General features: G+C 72.1%; 11 protein-coding genes and 1 pseudogene. 6 read left to right on the top strand and 6 right to left on the bottom strand.

Annotated elements, in window-relative coordinates; genetic code table 11:
* Nucleotides 1-52: 52 nt before the first annotated feature.
* On the top strand, nucleotides 53-2,626 hold the full coding sequence (pepN, locus tag I003_RS0103020; protein WP_027770140.1) for an aminopeptidase N: 2,574 nt from the start codon (nucleotides 53-55) through the stop codon (nucleotides 2,624-2,626).
* Between the two features lie 85 nt (nucleotides 2,627-2,711).
* Here pepN (I003_RS0103020) and I003_RS34475 read toward each other — a convergent pair.
* Nucleotides 2,712-2,870: pseudogene (locus I003_RS34475) on the bottom strand (type II toxin-antitoxin system Phd/YefM family antitoxin); the annotation flags it as partial.
* Nucleotides 2,867-3,295, bottom strand: a complete 429-nt coding sequence (locus tag I003_RS31360; protein WP_051368063.1) for an ATP-binding protein — start codon at nucleotides 3,293-3,295, stop codon at nucleotides 2,867-2,869. The pseudogene I003_RS34475 and the gene I003_RS31360, both read right to left, overlap by 4 nt.
* A 299-nt stretch (nucleotides 3,296-3,594) precedes the next feature.
* Here I003_RS31360 and I003_RS0103010 point away from each other — a divergent pair, with 299 nt between their 5' ends.
* Nucleotides 3,595-4,953 (top strand): NsdA family TPR-like regulatory protein, encoded by a 1,359-nt coding sequence (locus tag I003_RS0103010; RefSeq protein ID WP_027770139.1) that lies wholly within the window; start codon nucleotides 3,595-3,597, stop codon nucleotides 4,951-4,953.
* 97 nt (nucleotides 4,954-5,050) lie between these two features.
* On the opposite strand, the gene I003_RS0103005 is transcribed toward I003_RS0103010, so the two are convergent.
* The 3 genes from I003_RS0103005 to I003_RS0102995 all read right to left on the bottom strand — a co-directional run bounded on the left by I003_RS0103005 (nucleotide 5,051) and on the right by I003_RS0102995 (nucleotide 10,390).
* Entirely contained in the window at nucleotides 5,051-6,133 is a 1,083-nt protein-coding gene (locus I003_RS0103005) for a hypothetical protein (protein ID WP_027770138.1), read from the bottom strand.
* Between the two features lie 145 nt (nucleotides 6,134-6,278).
* Entirely contained in the window at nucleotides 6,279-8,897 is a 2,619-nt protein-coding gene (gene pepN / locus I003_RS0103000; RefSeq protein WP_027770137.1) for an aminopeptidase N, read from the bottom strand.
* Nucleotides 8,898-8,941: 44 nt separating this feature from the next.
* Nucleotides 8,942-10,390, bottom strand: coding sequence for an amino acid permease (locus I003_RS0102995; protein ID WP_037719942.1), 1,449 nt, complete (start codon nucleotides 10,388-10,390; stop codon nucleotides 8,942-8,944).
* A 354-nt stretch (nucleotides 10,391-10,744) separates the two neighbouring features.
* On the opposite strand from I003_RS0102995, the gene I003_RS0102990 reads away from it, so the two are divergent.
* The 4 genes from I003_RS0102990 to I003_RS0102975 all read left to right on the top strand — a co-directional run bounded on the left by I003_RS0102990 (nucleotide 10,745) and on the right by I003_RS0102975 (nucleotide 14,023).
* Nucleotides 10,745-11,362 carry a biotin transporter BioY gene (locus I003_RS0102990; RefSeq protein ID WP_027770135.1) on the top strand — a complete coding sequence of 206 codons (618 nt, stop codon included), beginning with the start codon at nucleotides 10,745-10,747 and terminating at the stop codon, nucleotides 11,360-11,362.
* Nucleotides 11,363-11,385: 23 nt separating this feature from the next.
* The gene (locus I003_RS0102985; protein ID WP_027770134.1) at nucleotides 11,386-11,871 is read left to right on the top strand and encodes a ribose-5-phosphate isomerase; all 486 of its coding nucleotides are present in this window, start codon (nucleotides 11,386-11,388) and stop codon (nucleotides 11,869-11,871) included.
* Between the two features lie 54 nt (nucleotides 11,872-11,925).
* Nucleotides 11,926-12,735 carry a DNA-formamidopyrimidine glycosylase family protein gene (locus I003_RS0102980; RefSeq protein ID WP_027770133.1) on the top strand — a complete coding sequence of 270 codons (810 nt, stop codon included), beginning with the start codon at nucleotides 11,926-11,928 and terminating at the stop codon, nucleotides 12,733-12,735.
* A gap of 145 nt (nucleotides 12,736-12,880) precedes the next feature.
* Nucleotides 12,881-14,023 carry a PP2C family protein-serine/threonine phosphatase gene (locus tag I003_RS0102975; RefSeq protein ID WP_027770132.1) on the top strand — a complete coding sequence of 381 codons (1,143 nt, stop codon included), beginning with the start codon at nucleotides 12,881-12,883 and terminating at the stop codon, nucleotides 14,021-14,023.
* A 63-nt stretch (nucleotides 14,024-14,086) separates the two neighbouring features.
* Here I003_RS0102975 and I003_RS0102970 read toward each other — a convergent pair whose 3' ends face one another.
* The gene (locus I003_RS0102970; RefSeq protein ID WP_027770131.1) at nucleotides 14,087-15,280 is read right to left on the bottom strand and encodes a cation:proton antiporter domain-containing protein; all 1,194 of its coding nucleotides are present in this window, start codon (nucleotides 15,278-15,280) and stop codon (nucleotides 14,087-14,089) included.
* Between the last annotated feature and the right edge of the window lie 123 nt (nucleotides 15,281-15,403).

The following is a 15,403-nucleotide window of genomic DNA, read 5'->3' as shown; positions in this document are numbered from 1 at the left end:
GGGAGCGACGTGCGAGGATTGCGGTCAGTCGTAGGGGTAAGGAGTAGCCCAGGTGCCTGGCACGAATCTGACCCGGGAAGAGGCGCGGGAGCGCGCGCGCCTGCTGAAGGTGGACGCGTACGAGATCGACCTCGACATCTCCGGCGCCAAGGAGGGGGGCACCTTCCGGTCGGTGACGACGGTGCGGTTCTCGGCCGCCGAGGAGGGGGCGGAGACCTTCGCCGACCTCATCGCGCCCGAGGTGCACGAGGTGGTGCTGAACGGCACCGCGCTCGACGCCGCCGAGGTCTTCGCCGACTCCCGGATCGCCCTGCCGGGGCTGCGCGCGGGGGAGAACGAGCTGCGGGTCGTCGCCGACTGCGCGTACACCAATACGGGTGAGGGTCTGCACCGCTTCGTCGACCCGGTGGACGGCGAGACGTATCTGTACACGCAGTTCGAGGTGCCCGACGCGCGCCGGGTGTTCGCCACCTTCGAGCAGCCGGATCTCAAGGCGGCGTTCGCCTTCACGGTGACCGCGCCGGAGGGCTGGCAGGTCATCTCCAACTCCCCGGCGCCGGAGCCGGAGGGCGGGGTGTGGCGCTTCGCGCCCACGCCGCGCATCTCGACGTACATCACCGCGCTGATCGCCGGGCCGTACACGTCGGTGCACGGCACCTGGGAGGGGGGCGGGCGGACGGTGCCGCTGGGCGTGTACTGCCGGCCGTCGCTCGCGGAGTATCTGGACGCGGAGGCCGTCTTCGAGGTCACGCGGCAGGGCTTCGACTGGTTCCAGCAGCGCTTCGACTACCCGTACCCGTTCGAGAAGTACGACCAGCTCTTCGTCCCGGAGTTCAACGCCGGCGCGATGGAGAACGCGGGCGCGGTCACCTTCCGCGACCAGTACGTGTTCCGCTCCAAGGTCACGGACGCGGCCTACGAGATGCGGGCCGACACGATCCTGCACGAGCTGGCGCACATGTGGTTCGGCGACCTGGTCACCATGGAGTGGTGGAACGATCTCTGGCTGAACGAGTCGTTCGCCACCTACTCCTCCACCGCCTGCCTCGCCCAGGCGCCCGGCTCGCGCTGGCCGCACGCGTGGACGTCGTTCGCGAACCAGATGAAGACGTGGGCGTACCGCCAGGACCAACTGCCCTCCACCCACCCGATCATGGCCGAGATCACCGACCTCGACGACGTGCTGGTCAACTTCGACGGCATCACGTACGCCAAGGGCGCCTCGGTGCTCAAGCAGCTCGTGGCGTACGTCGGCGAGGACGAGTTCTTCCGCGGTGTGCAGGCGTACTTCAAGCGCCACGCCTTCGGCAACACCCGGCTGAGCGACCTGCTCGGCGCGCTGGAGGAGACCAGCGGGCGCGACCTGGCGGCCTGGTCGAAGGCATGGCTGGAGACCGCGGGGATCAACGTGCTGCGGCCCGAGCTGGAGACCGACTCGGACGGCGTGGTGAGGTCGTTCGCGATCCGCCAGGAGGCCCCCGCGCTGCCCGCGGGCGCCAAGGGCGAGCCCGTGCTGCGCCCGCACCGCATCGCCGTGGGGCTGTACGACCTCAAGGACGGCCGGCTGGTCCGCACCGACCGGCTGGAGCTGGACATCGACGGCGAGCTGACCGACGTGCCGCAACTGGCCGGCCGCCCCCGCCCCGCGGTCGTCCTGCTCAACGACGACGACCTCACCTACGCCAAGGTCCGGCTCGACCCCGTCTCCCTGGACGTGGTCACCCGGCACCTCGGCGACTTCGAGACCACCCTCCCGCGGGCCCTGTGCTGGGCTTCGGCCTGGGACATGACCCGCGACGGCGAGCTGGCCACCCGCGACTATCTGGACCTGGTCCTCTCCGGCATCCGCAAGGAGAGCGACATCGGCGTGGTGCAGTCCCTGCACCGGCAGGTGAAGCTCGCCCTCGACCTCTACGCCGCTCCCGACTGGCGCGAAACGGGCCTGGCCCGCTGGTCGGCCGAGTGCGAGACCCAGCTCCACGCCGCTGAGCCGGGCGGCGACCACCAGTTGGCGTGGGCCCGCGCCTTCGCGGCCACCGCCCGCACCGACGGCCAGCTCGACCTGCTCGCGGGCCTCCTCGACGGCTCCCGCACGATCGAGGGTCTCGACGTCGACACCGAGCTGCGCTGGGCCCTGCTGCACCGCCTGGCCGCCACCGGCCGCGCCGGCGACGACGCCATCGAGGCGGAGCTGGAGCGCGACAAGACCGCCGCCGGCGAACGCCACGCGGCCTCGGCGCGGGCGGCCCGGCCGACCGCGGCGGCGAAGTCCCGCGCGTGGACGGAGGTCGTCGAGGAGGGCAACCTGGCCAACGCGGTCCAGGAGGCGGTGATCGGCGGCTTCGTCCAGACCGACCAGCGGGACCTGCTGGCGCCGTTCACGGCGAAGTACTTCGACGCGGTCAAGGACGTCTTCGACTCCCGCAGCCACGAGATCGCCCAGCAGATCGTCGTCGGCCTCTACCCGGCCCTCCAGGTCTCCCAGGCCACCCTGGACGCGACGGACACCTGGCTGGCCGAGACCCAGCCGCCGCCGGCCCTGCGCCGCATGGTGACGGAGTCCCGCGCCGGCGTGGAACGCGCCCTCCGCGCCCAGCAGGCGGACGCGGCAGCGGCCACGTCCTGACCCGGCATGTCGCCGTCCCGGCCCGGCTTCCGGGCCGGGACGGGACAACAAGGCCACCGCGGGCGCGGCAGGCGGCGAGCGCGCGCAGTTCCTGCAGTTCCAGGGCGTCGGCGGGGCTGACCGGTATGGCGACGGTCTGCCCGTGGTCAGTGATGGCGACCGGCTCACGGGTCGCACTGACCTTGCGTGCGAGAGCACCCAGCCGGGCACGGGCTTCCACGATCGAGTACGTCGTCTCCCTCACAGAACCTCCGCCGTTGTCGGGAAGGAGCGGGAGAGTGCAGGGGCGGCGGCCTTGAACAAGGCCCAGACGGCCTTGCCGGGGCCGGTGCGGTCAGAGAAGCCCCACTCGTCGGCGAGCGCCTCGACCAGGTGCAGGCCGCGGCCGTAGTCGTCGGTGTCGGCGGGGTCGCGCAGATGCGGGGGTGCGTCGCTGGCGTCGTGGACCTCGATCCGCACGGCGTCGTCCTCGATGGTGACGTGGACCCGGAACTGGCGGCCTCGGGGGGTGCCGTGCAGCAGAGCGTTGGTCGCCAGCTCGGAGACGCACAGGCGGATGTCGTCGGCGCGGTCGGCAGGAACAGCCGCGCTCACACGGGCCGTGACGAAGTCACGCGCCCGACCGACGGAGCGGGCACCTCTGACGAACTGGCGCGCGTACGTAGTCATGGATCTTGCCTCGTTCCAGGCAGACCCGAGTCGCCGCCCTTGTCCGTCGCCCCCTCGGCCGCGGTCTCTCTGTCAGTGCGGCGCGGCGCGACGGCCGGCCCTTCCCGGCCCAGGTAGAAGCCGACACCGTCGGTGCGACCTTCGCGTGCCAGCCCTCCGGTCAGGGGCTCCGAGTCAGCCATGACCTTCCTCCTCATCACTGAGTGCTCATGAATGACAACGCAGTGCGTGCGCCGGGCGGTAGCGTGGAGTGACGGCCGAAGCATGAGAGTCATAAGAGTTCGGGGACGGAGCCGTGCGTGGGTAAGGGTGGGCCGAACGTCCAACTGGGCAGGCTCCTTGCAGAGTCAGGGCTGAGCGAGACCCAGTTCGTGCGCGCGGTCAACCGGCTGGCTGCGGAATCCGGTGTGACCCTGCACTATGACCAACCCTCGGTCAGCCAGTGGTTGAGGGGCACGACGCCACGTCAGGTCGCGAGACCGTTCCTCGTGGAGGTCCTCGCCAGGAGGCTGGGCCGCCCCGTGACCCTCGCCGAGTTGGGCTTCGCCGCCCCCCGTACCACCCCCGAGAATCGAACACTTCCGCGGACCGTGGAAGAGCTGGTAGACCTCGTGAGGAGCGACATGGACCCGTCCCGTCGAGGGGTGCTGAGCGCCGGACTCTACTCTGTCGCTCTGACCATTCCGGGATGGCCCGACATCGTGGGCCGTATGGAGGCCGTCCAGACCGGTCAGGCACGGCGTATCGGCATGGGGGACGTCGAGGCCGTGACGATGATGACTGACCGCCTAGCAGACCTTGACGGCCACTTCGGCGGGCGCTACGCGCGACCGATGGCCGCCGCCTTCATGGTCAACACGGTTGCCCCCTACCTGCGGGCAGACGCCCCTAGCCGCGTCCGGGAGGCCATGCTTTCCGCTTCGTCTCTCCTGTGCTACTTGACCGGCTGGATGGCTGTGGACGAGGGCCTTCAGGGACTCGCTCAGCGGTACTACGTCAAGGGCCTAGAGTTGGCAGGTGCCGCCGCCGATCACAAGACCTATTGCCACATTCTTCGAGGGATGTCGGTCCAGGCCGTGAACCTGGGACATGGCCCCGCAGCTCGCCGTCTCGCTGACGCCGCTGCGGCGGCGTCCCATACAGCAGGTCCTCGGATGCGGGCATTCCTCGCTGGGCAGCAGGCACATTCCTACGCGGTGGCCGGTGATCGGTCCAATGCCCTTCAAAGCATTCGGGAGACCGAGATTGCTATGGACAAGGCAGAGAGCCAACTTGGGACCTTCGGTGGATATAATCCTTCGACCCTTGCCTACCATGTCGCCCAAGTCCGGTACGAACTCGGTGATGTGGCCGGAAGCGTGGCATCCCTTCAGTTGCATTTTCGTTTGCGTGATGCCACCGACAGCCGGAGGTCCGCACTCTGGTTCGGTGCCATGCTCGCCGAACGGCAGTGGGAAGTAGGCCATCTGGAGGCCGCCTGTGCGACCTGGAACCGGGTTCTGGACGACTACCCCACCGTGCAATCGGGCCGCGTGGACGAACGAGTGGCCATGATGAAGTCACTTCTCCGTCCGTACCGGTCCCATAAGGCGGCGCGCGAGGTATATGACCGTGCCCGCCAGGTCACCGCGGCCAGGCATGTGACGGTCAGAGCCTGACGGACCCAGCACCGGCCGGGTGCGCGAACCGCGCCCCGGCCGGTCGAGGCGGGAGAGGGCAGAGAAGGGCGCAGAGGCCGGGGGCGCCGCGTGGGGGTCACTGCGGCAGGACCACCACGTGGGTGGCGGGGTCCCGTTCCGCCGAGGCCAGCATCGCGGCGCGTACCACCTCCGCCTGCTCCTCCAGCGACTCGCGCAGCCCTCGCGGGGTGACCCGCACGACCGTGATGCCCAGGCGCTCCAGCATCTCCCGCTTCTTCACGTACTGGGACCACAGCGCCTCGCCGTCGTGGGAGGCGCGGCCCGGGGTGCGGGCGTCGATCTCCACGGCGACCGCGTGGTCGGGCCAGTAGGCGTCGACGCCGCCGAGGTGAGGGCCGCCGGGCAGACGGAGGTCGACGTTCCAGAGGGGGTCGGGCAGCGCGTGGACGCGGACCATGTCGTAGAGACGGCCCTCGGCCAGGGCCCGGCCTTCGGCGATCAGGGAGTCGACCGCGTCGATCACGTGCGGACGGTTCAGCAGCCGGGCCCGGCTCAGTTCGCGGACCACCGCCGCCGCCTCGCAGTGCCCGCCGCGGACCGACTCCGTCAGCAGCCGGTGCACGTCGGCGGCGTCGGTGAGCACCGCGACGGTGTCGGCGAGGGCGCGGGGTACGGGGGCCACGGGCAGGCCGGTGACGCGGTCGGGGCGCGGGAGCGTGTGGGCGCGGACGAGGCGGACCGGGCCCGTGGAGCGCAGCCGGCGGGTGCGCGGGAGCAGGACGTCGATCCGGTCGAGCGCGAGCAGCGGTGGAGCGGCGGCGAAGCCGTGCAGGGCGAGCGCCGCGAGCCCGGTGATCATCGCGTCGCCGTACGGGGCCGAGGCGGCCTCCCGCGCCGGGGCCGAGGCGGAGGCGCCGCGGGTCTGGCCGGGGACGGTGGCGCGGCCGGGCGCCCGGCCGGCGTAGAGCAGGGCCGCGTGCAGCCGCTCCTGCGGCGTCGGTGGTCCTGCGTGCAGGAGGTAGACACCGGGCAGGAGTTGCTGCCACGGGCCGGCGGGGCGGCAGCGCTGCGCGGCGTCGGCGGCGGTGACGCCGTGCTCGCGCAGTTGCCGGGCGGTCATGACCTGGCTGCGGGCGCCGGCGGCGTGGTGGAGCGGGCGCGGGCTGAGCGGTGCCGGGAAAGGCGGGTTCGCGTTCATGGCGGCTGGATTCCCGGCCGCCGGCCCTCTCCTAACCGCTGTTACAGGGCCGTCGAAGAATACGGACAAGCCAGGGCTAATACGCACATGTTCGACTGTCGAAAGGAGGGTCGGCGCATCGTGCGGAACCGGGCCCTCCGAGGGCTCAGCCCTGCGCGTCGCGCTCCTGCGCGCGCAGCGCACGCGCCAGGTCGTCGCGCGCCTCCCACACCAGCCGGCGCAGCGCCGGCGGCGCCGAGCCCTCGGTGTCGCGGAGCCAGGCGTCCGTCGCGTCCAGAGTCCCCCGGTGCGCCTGCAGCGCCGGGTAGAGGCCGCGGACGACCGCCATGGCGCTCTCGATCGTCCGCTCCCGCCAGATCCGCTCGAGCTCCGCGAAGTACCGCGGCGCGTACGGCGCGAGCAGGTCCCGCTGGCCGGGCCGGCTGAAGCCGGAGATCGTCGCCTCGACGAGCGCGTTCGACAGCTCGTCGGAGTCGACGACGGCCGTCCACGCCGCCTCCTTGACCGCCGGATCCGGCCGCGCGGCCAGGCAGCGGACCTGATGGCGCCTGCCGGACGCGGTGTCGTCGCGGGCGAGTTCGGCGTCGATGTCCGCCGCGTCGGCGACCCCGTGCGCGGCGAGCGGAAGCAGCACCTCCCAGCGCAGCTCCTGGTCGACGTCGAGCCCGTCGATCTTCGCCTGGCCGTCGAGGAGGCCGCGCAGCAGTTGCAGGTCGTGTTCCGTACCGGCGACGGAGGCGAAGAAGCGGGCCCACGCCAACTGGTGGTCGCTTCCGGGCGGGGCGAGCCGCAGCTCGCTCAGCGCCCCCTCGGCGAGGGACTGTTCGGCCCCGGCGCGGTGTTCGGGGGCGGTGTAGTGGTCGACGGTGTAGTGGGCCTGCTGGTGGAGGCCCTGGAGCACGCCGATGTCGGTCTCGCGGCCGGCGAAGCGCAGGATGAGGCCGAGGTAGTCGCGGGCGGGCATGAGGCCGTCGCGGGTGAGGTCCCAGGCGGCGGCCCAGATGATGGCGCGGGCGAGGGGGTCGGTGAGGTCGCCGAGGCGTTCGCGGACGGTGTCGAGCGAGTCCTCGTCGAAGCGGGCCTTGCAGAAGGTGAGGTCGTCGTCGTTGACGAGGATCAGCGCCGGTCGCGGCTGCCCGGCCAGCTCCGGGACGACCGCGTGCCCGTCGGTGACGTCGACCTCGGCACGCGCGTAGCGCACCAGTTCGCCGGAGGCGTCCGGCTGCGCGTAGAGCCCGACGGCCACCCGGTGCGGTCGCGGCGGTGCGCCGGCGGCGGCGCCCGGGCCGGAATCGGGGCCCACGCGCAGGACCGCCAGCTCGGTGATCCGGTCGCTCGCGTCGTACGTCGCCCGCGGCGTGAGCGTGTCGACGCCGGCGGTCTCCAGCCACGACCGGGACCACGCCGACATGTCCCGCCCGCTGGTCTCCTCCAGCGCGGTCAGCAGATCGGCCAGGCGGGTGTTGCGGAAGGCGTGCCGCTTGAAGTAGCGGCGCGCGCCCTCCATGAAGGCGTCCCGGCCGACGTAGGCCACGAGCTGCTTGAGCACCGAGGCGCCCTTGGCGTAGGTGATGCCGTCGAAGTTGAGCTTGGCGGCCTCCAGGTCATGGATGTCGGCCGTGATCGGGTGCGTCGTCGGGAGCTGGTCGGCCCGGTAGGCCCACGCCTTGCGGCGGTTGGCGAAGGTGATCCAGCTCCCGGAGAACCGGGTGGCCTCCGCGAGCGCCAGCGCGCCCATGTAGTCGGCGAACGACTCCTTGAGCCACAGGTCGTCCCACCACTCCATGGTCACCAGATCGCCGAACCACATGTGCGCCATCTCGTGCAGCACGACGTTCGCCCGCCGCTCGTACGCCGCGTCGGTGACCTTGCCGCGGAAGACGAACTCCTCGCGGAAGGTGACGAGACCGGGGTTCTCCATCGCGCCGATGTTGTACTCCGGCACGAACGCCTGGTCGTACTTGCCCCAGGGGTAGGGGTAGTCGAAGTGGTCGTGGAAGAAGTCCAGGCCCTGCTTGGTGACGGTGAAGATGTCGTCGGCGTCGAAGTGCCGCGCGAGCGACCTGCGGCAGAGCGCGCCGAGCGGCACGACCAGCTCCCGCCCGTCCTCGAACGTGCGCGTGTAGCGGTCCTCGACGTAGGCGTACGGACCGGCGACGACGGCCGTGATGTACGTGGAGATCGGCTTGGTCGGCTCGAACCGCCAGGTCGCCGAGGCCGCCTCCGGGGCGTCGGTGCGGTGCTCCGGCCGGCCGGCCGGAGCACCGCCGGAGAGCACGGTCCAGTGGCCGGGGGCGGTGACGGTGAAGGTGAACGGGGCCTTGAGGTCGGGCTGTTCGAAGGTGGCGAACACACGGCGGGCGTCGGCCGGCTCGTACTGCGTGTAGAGGTAGACCTCGCCGTCCTCCGGATCGACGAAGCGGTGCATGCCCTCGCCGGTGTGGCTGAACGCGCAGCGGGCGTCGACCACGACCTCGTTCTCCGCCGCCAGGTCCTCCAGCACGATCCGGGAGCCGTCGAAGACCGCGCCGGGGTCGAGGTCCCGGCCGTTGAGGGTCACCGCGATCACCTCGGGTGCGATGAGGTCGAGGAAGGTCGCCGCACCCGGCTGGGCGCAGCGGAACCGCACGGTGGTCACCGACCGGAAGGGTTCCGCCGCCGGGGCCACCGCGCTGCGCAGGTCGAGTTCGACCTCGTACGCCTCGATCTCCAGCAGCCGCGCGCGCTCCCGGGCCTCCTCGCGGGTCAGGTTCTCACCGGGCACGGGGGGACTCCTTCGTCTCTCGCAGGTCCGACAGCGGAATCATGTCATGCGGGTTCCGCGCGGCGGTGCTGACGTACCAGGCCCACGAGGGACAGCGCGGCCGCCAGCCCGGCCGTGGTCAGCAACTGGCTGCGGGAGTCCGGCTCGCGCAGCATGAGCACCAGGATCCCGCCCATGGCGGCCAGCGCCGCCCAGGTCAGGTACGGGTACGCCCACATCCGTACCGTCAGCAGCTCCGGCGCCTCGCGCTCCAGCCGGCGGCGGGTGCGCAACTGGGCGGCGGCGGTGAACGCCCAGACCACGAGGATGGCCGCGCCGACCATGTTCAGCAGCCACTGGAAGAGCGTGTCGGGCCAGCGGTAGCTGAGCAGCACGGCGGCGAAGCCGAAGGAGCAGGTGGCGACGACCGCGCGGCGCGGCACCCGGTCGCTCAGCCTGCCCAGGAAACGCGGGCCCTGGCCGCGGGCGACCAGGGAGTACGCCATGCGCGAGGCGCCGTAGATGTTGGCGTTCATCGCGGACAGCAGCGCCACCAGCACGACGACGTTCATCACCTGGCCGGCGGCCGGGATGCCGAGGTGGTCGAGCGCGGCGGCGTACGGGCCGGACTCGACCGTCGGGTCGTCCCAGGGGATCAGCGCGACGACGATCAGCATGGAGCCGACGTAGAAGAGCGCGATCCGGTACATCGCGGTACGCACCGCGCGGGCGACGCCGCGCCGCGGGTGCGCGGACTCGGCGGCGGCGATGGTGACGTTCTCCAGCCCGCCGTACGCGAAGACGGAGGCGAGCAGGCCGACGAGCAGCCCCTCGGAGCCGTTGGGCAGGAAGCCGTCGCCTGCACCGGTGAGGTTCGCGGTGCCGGGCGAGTCGGTGCCCGGCAGCAGCCCGAGCACGGCGAGCACGCCGAGGGCGAGGAAGGCGGTGATCGCCGCGACCTTCAGCCCGGCGAACCAGAACTCGGCCTCGCCGAAGTTGCCGACCGCCGCCAGGTTCGTGACGCAGAACACCACCATGAACAGCAGGACCCACATCCAGGACTCGGTGCCCGGCAGCCACCCCGTGACGATCTGCGAGGCGCCGAGGGCCTCGGCGGCGATGGCGACGCCCAGCAGCGTCCAGTACATCCACCCGGAGGTGAGCCCCGCCCACGGGCCGAAGGCCCGCTCGGCGTGGACGGAGAAGGAGCCGGAGGCGGGGTTGGCGGCGGACATCTCGCCGAGCATCCGCATCACGAGCATGACGAGCAGCCCGGAGCCGGCGTACGCGAGGACGATGCCCGGGCCCGCGGCGGCGATGCCCGCGCCGGAGCCGACGAAGAGCCCGGCGCCGATCACGCCGCCGAGGGCGATCATCGTCAGGTGGCGCTGCTTGAGGCCGGTGCCCAGGGCGGACGGTGCGGGGACGGAGGGCGCCGGGGCGGTCACGGCGTCCCGGGCCTGCGCGGCGCCGGCGGTGCCGGTGGTGCCTTCGGTGTGGGGGGAGGTGCTCATGCTGATGTCCCGGGGGGTAGTGCGTGGTGACGGTTCAGTGTGCGGCATCGCGCCGGGCGCACGCCGCTGCCGGTGACCCGGCATTGGAGGGGTTCCACAGCGGGAGTCGACCGTGCGGCCCGGTAGTTGGGCCGGCACGAAACCCGATCACGGTGTGGTATATCTCACGTGACCTGCTCGGATGCCGGAATCGCAGCCCCGGGCCGGTGGCCGCGGGAGTGCGGGGGAGTGACAGGTATCTGTGCGACGGATTGGCACCTTTCCACGGTGATCGGCCCGGGGCCGTCGGCTAGCGTACGCAGCGTCCACGTACCCCGTGACGGACCCGCGAACCGAGACCGACCGGAGAACCCGATGAGCACTGCCGCCGTCTCCTCCCCGCACCCCGCCCGCCCCGGCGCCGTCCTGGCCGACGTGCTGCCCGCCTCGACCGCGGCCCGCGCCCGGCTGCGCGACGCCGCGCTCGTCACCGGCGGCGCGGCGCTCACCGGCGCCGCCGCGCAACTGGCGGTGCCCGTCCCCGGCTCGCCGGTGCCGGTCACCGGGCAGACGTTCGCCGCGCTGCTCGTCGGCGCCTCGCTGGGCACCGGCCGGGCGTTCCTGTCCCTGCTGCTGTACGCGGTCGCGGGCGTGGCCGGGATGCCGTGGTTCGCGGAGGGCTCCTCGGGGTGGGGGATGCCGTCGTTCGGCTACGTCATCGGAATGCTGCTCGCCGCCGGGGCCGTCGGCGCCCTGGCCCGGCGCGGCGGCGACCGCGACGTGTGGCGTACGGCGGCCACCATGGTCCTCGGCAGCGCCGTCATCTACGCCGTGGGCGTGCCGTATCTGGCGCTCTCGCTGGACGTCTCCCTCGGCGAGGCGGTCTCCCTCGGCCTCACCCCGTACCTCCTGGGCGACGCGCTGAAGGCCGCCCTCGCGATGGGCGCGCTTCCCGCCGCCTGGCACGTCGCCGGGCGTGCGCACCGCGGCTGACCGGGGCCCGTAGACTCCGGGCCATGCGCGTGTACCTCGGCAGTGACCATGCCGGCTACGAACTCAAAAACCACCTCCTCGCCTGGCTCCGGGAGCACGGGCACGACCCCGTCGACTGCGGCCCGCTGATCTACGACGCCGCCGACGACTACCCGCCGTTCTGCCTGCGCGCCGCCGAGCGCACCGTCGCCGACCCCGGCAGCCTCGGGGTCGTCATCGGCGGCTCCGGCAACGGCGAGCAGATCGCCGCCAACAAGGTGGCGGGTGTGCGCGCGGCGCTGGCGTGGAGCGAGGAGACGGCGCGGCTGGCGCGCGAGCACAACGACGCCAACGTCGTCAGCGTCGGCGCGCGGATGCACACGCGCGACGAGGCCACCAGCTTCGTCGAGGTGTTCCTCGCCACCCCGTACGCCGGCGAGGAGCGCCACCAGCGGCGCATCGACATGCTCAGCGCGTACGAGCGGAGCGGCAAGCTGCCCGACGTGCCGGCGCACCACCCGCAGCCGTAGCGGACCCGCCGGGCACGACCGCGAGGCGCAGGACCGGACCGAGAGAGGGCGTGTATGCCTGAGGGCCACACCATCCACCGCCTGTCCGTCGAGTACGGCGTCCGCTTCGGTGGCCGGGCGGTCCGCGCGACCAGCCCCCAGGGCAAGTTCGCCGACGGCGCCGCGCTCATCGACGGCTGCCGGCTGACCGGCACCGATGCCCACGGCAAGCATCTCTTCCTCGGCTTCGGGCCCGTCGGCCACCTCCACGTCCACCTCGGCATCTACGGCAAGGTCGGCTTCGGCGACGGCCCCGCGCCCGCGCCCGTGGGCGCGGTCCGGCTGCGCCTGGCCACCGGCGCGGGCTACGCCGACCTGCGCGGCCCCTCGGCGTGCGAGCTGGTCACCGAGGAGGAGAAGGACGCCGTGCACGCCCGGCTCGGCGACGACCCGCTGCGCGCCGGCGACGACGGCGAGGGGGCGTGGGCGCGGATCTCGCGCAGCCGCGCACCGGTCGCGACGCTGCTCATGGACCAGCGGGTGATCTCCGGCGTCGGCAACATCTACCGCACCGAGGTCCTCTTCCGGCACGGCATCGACCCCTACCGCGCGGGCCGCGACCTCGGCCGCCCCGCCTGGGAGGCGGTCTGGGCGGACCTGGCGGTGCTGATGCGCGAGGGCGTACGCACCGGGCGCATCGACACCGTGCGGCCCGAGCACCTGCCCGAGGCGATGGGCCGCCCGCCGCGCGTCGACGGGCACGGGGGTGAGGTCTACGTCTACCGCCGCGCGGCCCGTCCCTGCCACCTCTGCGGCACCCCCGTACGCACCGCCACACTCGCCGCGCGCAACCTTTTCTGGTGCCCCACATGCCAGGCCACGTGACCCTCGTCCCAACTCCGTCCGGGCAGGCCCTCCTTCGTTCCAAACGCCGTGAATTCGCATACGATTCCGGCAGTGCCGCCCGAAGAGTGCGGTCGGCACGCCGTGAATCGACGCCCGGCGCGGCGGGTGGATAGGGTCCCGGGGCATGGCCGGAGGTGCGGATTCCACCTCGCAAGCGGCCCGGTGGCACAAAGGGCTGCACCGGGCCCGGGTCGGCGTGCGCAGGGCCGGTGTCGACTACTTCCGCGGTGAGGGCTCCGACTGGATCGCCCTCGTCGTCCTGTTGCTGACCATCCCCGCGCTCGCCGCCGGCACGCTCCTCTCGCCGGCCTGGGTCTCGCCCGCCGCGCTGGCGCTGCCGATCTTCATCGGTGGCCTGGTGCTGCGGCCGGCCAGTCTCCTCGCGCTGTACGCCTCGTCCGCCACCGCACTGATCATCGAGTCGATGCTCCTCGGCCCGTACGCCGAGGGCCCGGCCCGGGTGACGCCGGGCACCGTGCTCGTGATCGCCTCCGTGGGGCTGACGGGGCTGACCGTCGCGCAGTTCCGCAGCCGCGTCGGCGTGCCGTGGCGGCGCGGCGGCACCATGCTCTTCGACCTGCGTGAGCGGATCCGGGTGCAGAGCAAGCTGCCGCGGCTGCCGCGCGGCTGGCACGCGGAGATGTCGCTGCGGCCGGCCGGCGGCCAGTCCTTCTCCGGCGACTTCGTCGTCGCCGCCCGCACCCACGGCGGCCACATCCTGGAGGCGGTGCTCACCGACGTCTCGGGCAAGGGCATGTCGGCCGGATCACGGGCGCTGCTGCTGTCCGGCGCCTTCGGCGGGCTCCTCGGCTCGCTGCCGCCGCACGACTTCCTGCCCGCCGCCAACGGCTATCTGCTGCGCCAGGAATGGCAGGAGGGCTTCGCGACCTCCGTGCACCTGGTGCTGGACCTGGAGTCCGGTGACTACGAGCTGTTCTCGGCGGGGCACGTGCCCGGCGTGCAGCTCAGCGCCGGCACGGGGCGCTGGGAGGAGAAGGGCGCGGAAGGGCCGCTGCTCGGAGTGGTGGAGGAGGCGCTGTTCGACCCGCTGAAGGGCACGCTGCGCCGCGGGGACGTGCTGATGCTCTTCACCGACGGCCTGGTCGAGGCGCCCGGCCGGGATCTGACCGAGGGCATGGACCGGTTGATAGGCGAGGCGGACCACTACGCGTCGAGCACCTTCCGGGGCGCGGCCTGGCATCTGATCGAGAAGGTGGCCAAGGACGTCAAGGACGACCGGGCGCTGCTGCTGATCTGCCGCGAGTGAGGCGTACGGACCGGGGCGCTCGCGCGTCGCCGTCGCGTGCGCCTGGCGCCCCGGTCCCCGCGGTCACGTGGCCCCGGCCGTTCCCGGAGCCGGTTCCCGTGCGGCGCTGCCCCCGGGCGGGTTGCCTCCGGGCAGGATGCGGGACAGCCAGTGCGACCGGCCGGCCGCCAGCGGCCCGAGCACGGCGAGCAGCAGCACGTACCCGGCGATGAACGGCGACAGCCGCAGGTCGAGGCCGGCCGTGGCCGCCATGGTGGCCAGGATCAGCGCGAACTCCCCGCGGGCCAGCAGCGTCAGCGCGATGTTCGAGGCGGGCAGTGCCCCGAACCCGTACAGCTTCGCGGCGGCGAGGCCGGCGGTCACGTTCATCACGATCGTCAGCAGCACGGCGAGCATCACCGGGGCGGCGACCGAGGGCAGGTCGCCCGGGTCGATCGAGAGCCCGAAGCCGAAGAAGAAGATGGCGCCGAAGGCGTCCCGCAGCGGGTGCACGAGCGTACGTATCCGGTCCGCGGACGTGGTACTGCCGAGCATCAGGCCGACCATGAACGCGCCGATGGCGTCCGCCACCCCGAACCACTCCGAGATCCCGGCGACCAGCACGGCGGCACCCAGGAAGGAGATGACGAGCAGTTCGTTGTCGCGGGTGTCGAAGAGCCGGCCGATGACCCTGGTCCCGAAGCGCGCGAGGGTGGCCAGGGCCAGCAGGAACGCCAGTGCCTTGCCGGCCTGCAGGGCGGCCTCGGCGGGTCCTTCGGCGCCGGAGAGCACGGGCTGCAGCACCGCCAGGTAGACGGCGAGGAAGATGTCCTCGACCACGATGATGCCGAGGATGGGCCTGGTCTCGCCGTTCCCGATCCGGCCGAGGTCGACGAGGATCTTCGTGACGATCGCGGACGAGGAGATGCCGAGCACACCGGCCAGCACCAGCGCCTCGGACGTGCCCCAGCCGAGCGCGAAGCCGAAGCCGAGCCCCGCGCCCACGTTGAGCAGCAGATAGATGCCGCCCGCCAGAGCCATGCGGCGACCGCCCGACTTCAGGTCGTCCATGTGGAATTCGAGGCCGAGGTAGAACAGCAGCAGGACCAGGCCCAGGGCGGTGAGCATCTCCAGGTCGTGCGGGTCCTTGACCAGCACGAAGCCGGGGGTGTTCGGGCCGAGCAGGATGCCGGCGAGGATGAACAGGGGGATGGTCGGCAGCCCGATGCGGCTGCCGATACGGGCAAGGATGGCGGCTGCCATGAAGGCGCCGCCCATAGCGATCAAGGTGTCTGCGTGTCCGATGGGTACTTCCTCCCGGGGTCGTGGGGACGGCCGTTCCCGGACCTGAAACCTTTACTTACTTTACCTCAATATTGCCAGGTCATTAATGTCCGGTCC

Source organism: Streptomyces sp. CNQ329, from assembly GCF_000482585.1.
The sequence above is the reverse complement of the archived record's forward strand: the minus strand, read 5'-3'. Positions and strand labels throughout refer to the sequence as shown.

Excerpts from the sequence above, each read along its gene's own strand:
- I003_RS0102995 (WP_037719942.1), bottom strand. The coding sequence starts at position 10,390 with ATGAGCACCTCCCCCCACACCGAAGGCACCACCGGCACCGCCGGCGCC.
- I003_RS0103005 (WP_027770138.1), bottom strand. The coding sequence starts at position 6,133 with ATGAACGCGAACCCGCCTTTCCCGGCACCGCTCAGCCCGCGCCCGCTC.
- I003_RS31360 (WP_051368063.1), bottom strand. The coding sequence starts at position 3,295 with ATGACTACGTACGCGCGCCAGTTCGTCAGAGGTGCCCGCTCCGTCGGT.
- I003_RS0102985 (WP_027770134.1), top strand. The coding sequence starts at position 11,386 with ATGCGCGTGTACCTCGGCAGTGACCATGCCGGCTACGAACTCAAAAAC.
- I003_RS0102980 (WP_027770133.1), top strand. The coding sequence starts at position 11,926 with ATGCCTGAGGGCCACACCATCCACCGCCTGTCCGTCGAGTACGGCGTC.
- I003_RS0102975 (WP_027770132.1), top strand. The coding sequence starts at position 12,881 with ATGGCCGGAGGTGCGGATTCCACCTCGCAAGCGGCCCGGTGGCACAAA.
- I003_RS0102990 (WP_027770135.1), top strand. The coding sequence starts at position 10,745 with ATGAGCACTGCCGCCGTCTCCTCCCCGCACCCCGCCCGCCCCGGCGCC.
- I003_RS0102970 (WP_027770131.1), bottom strand. The coding sequence starts at position 15,280 with ATGGGCGGCGCCTTCATGGCAGCCGCCATCCTTGCCCGTATCGGCAGC.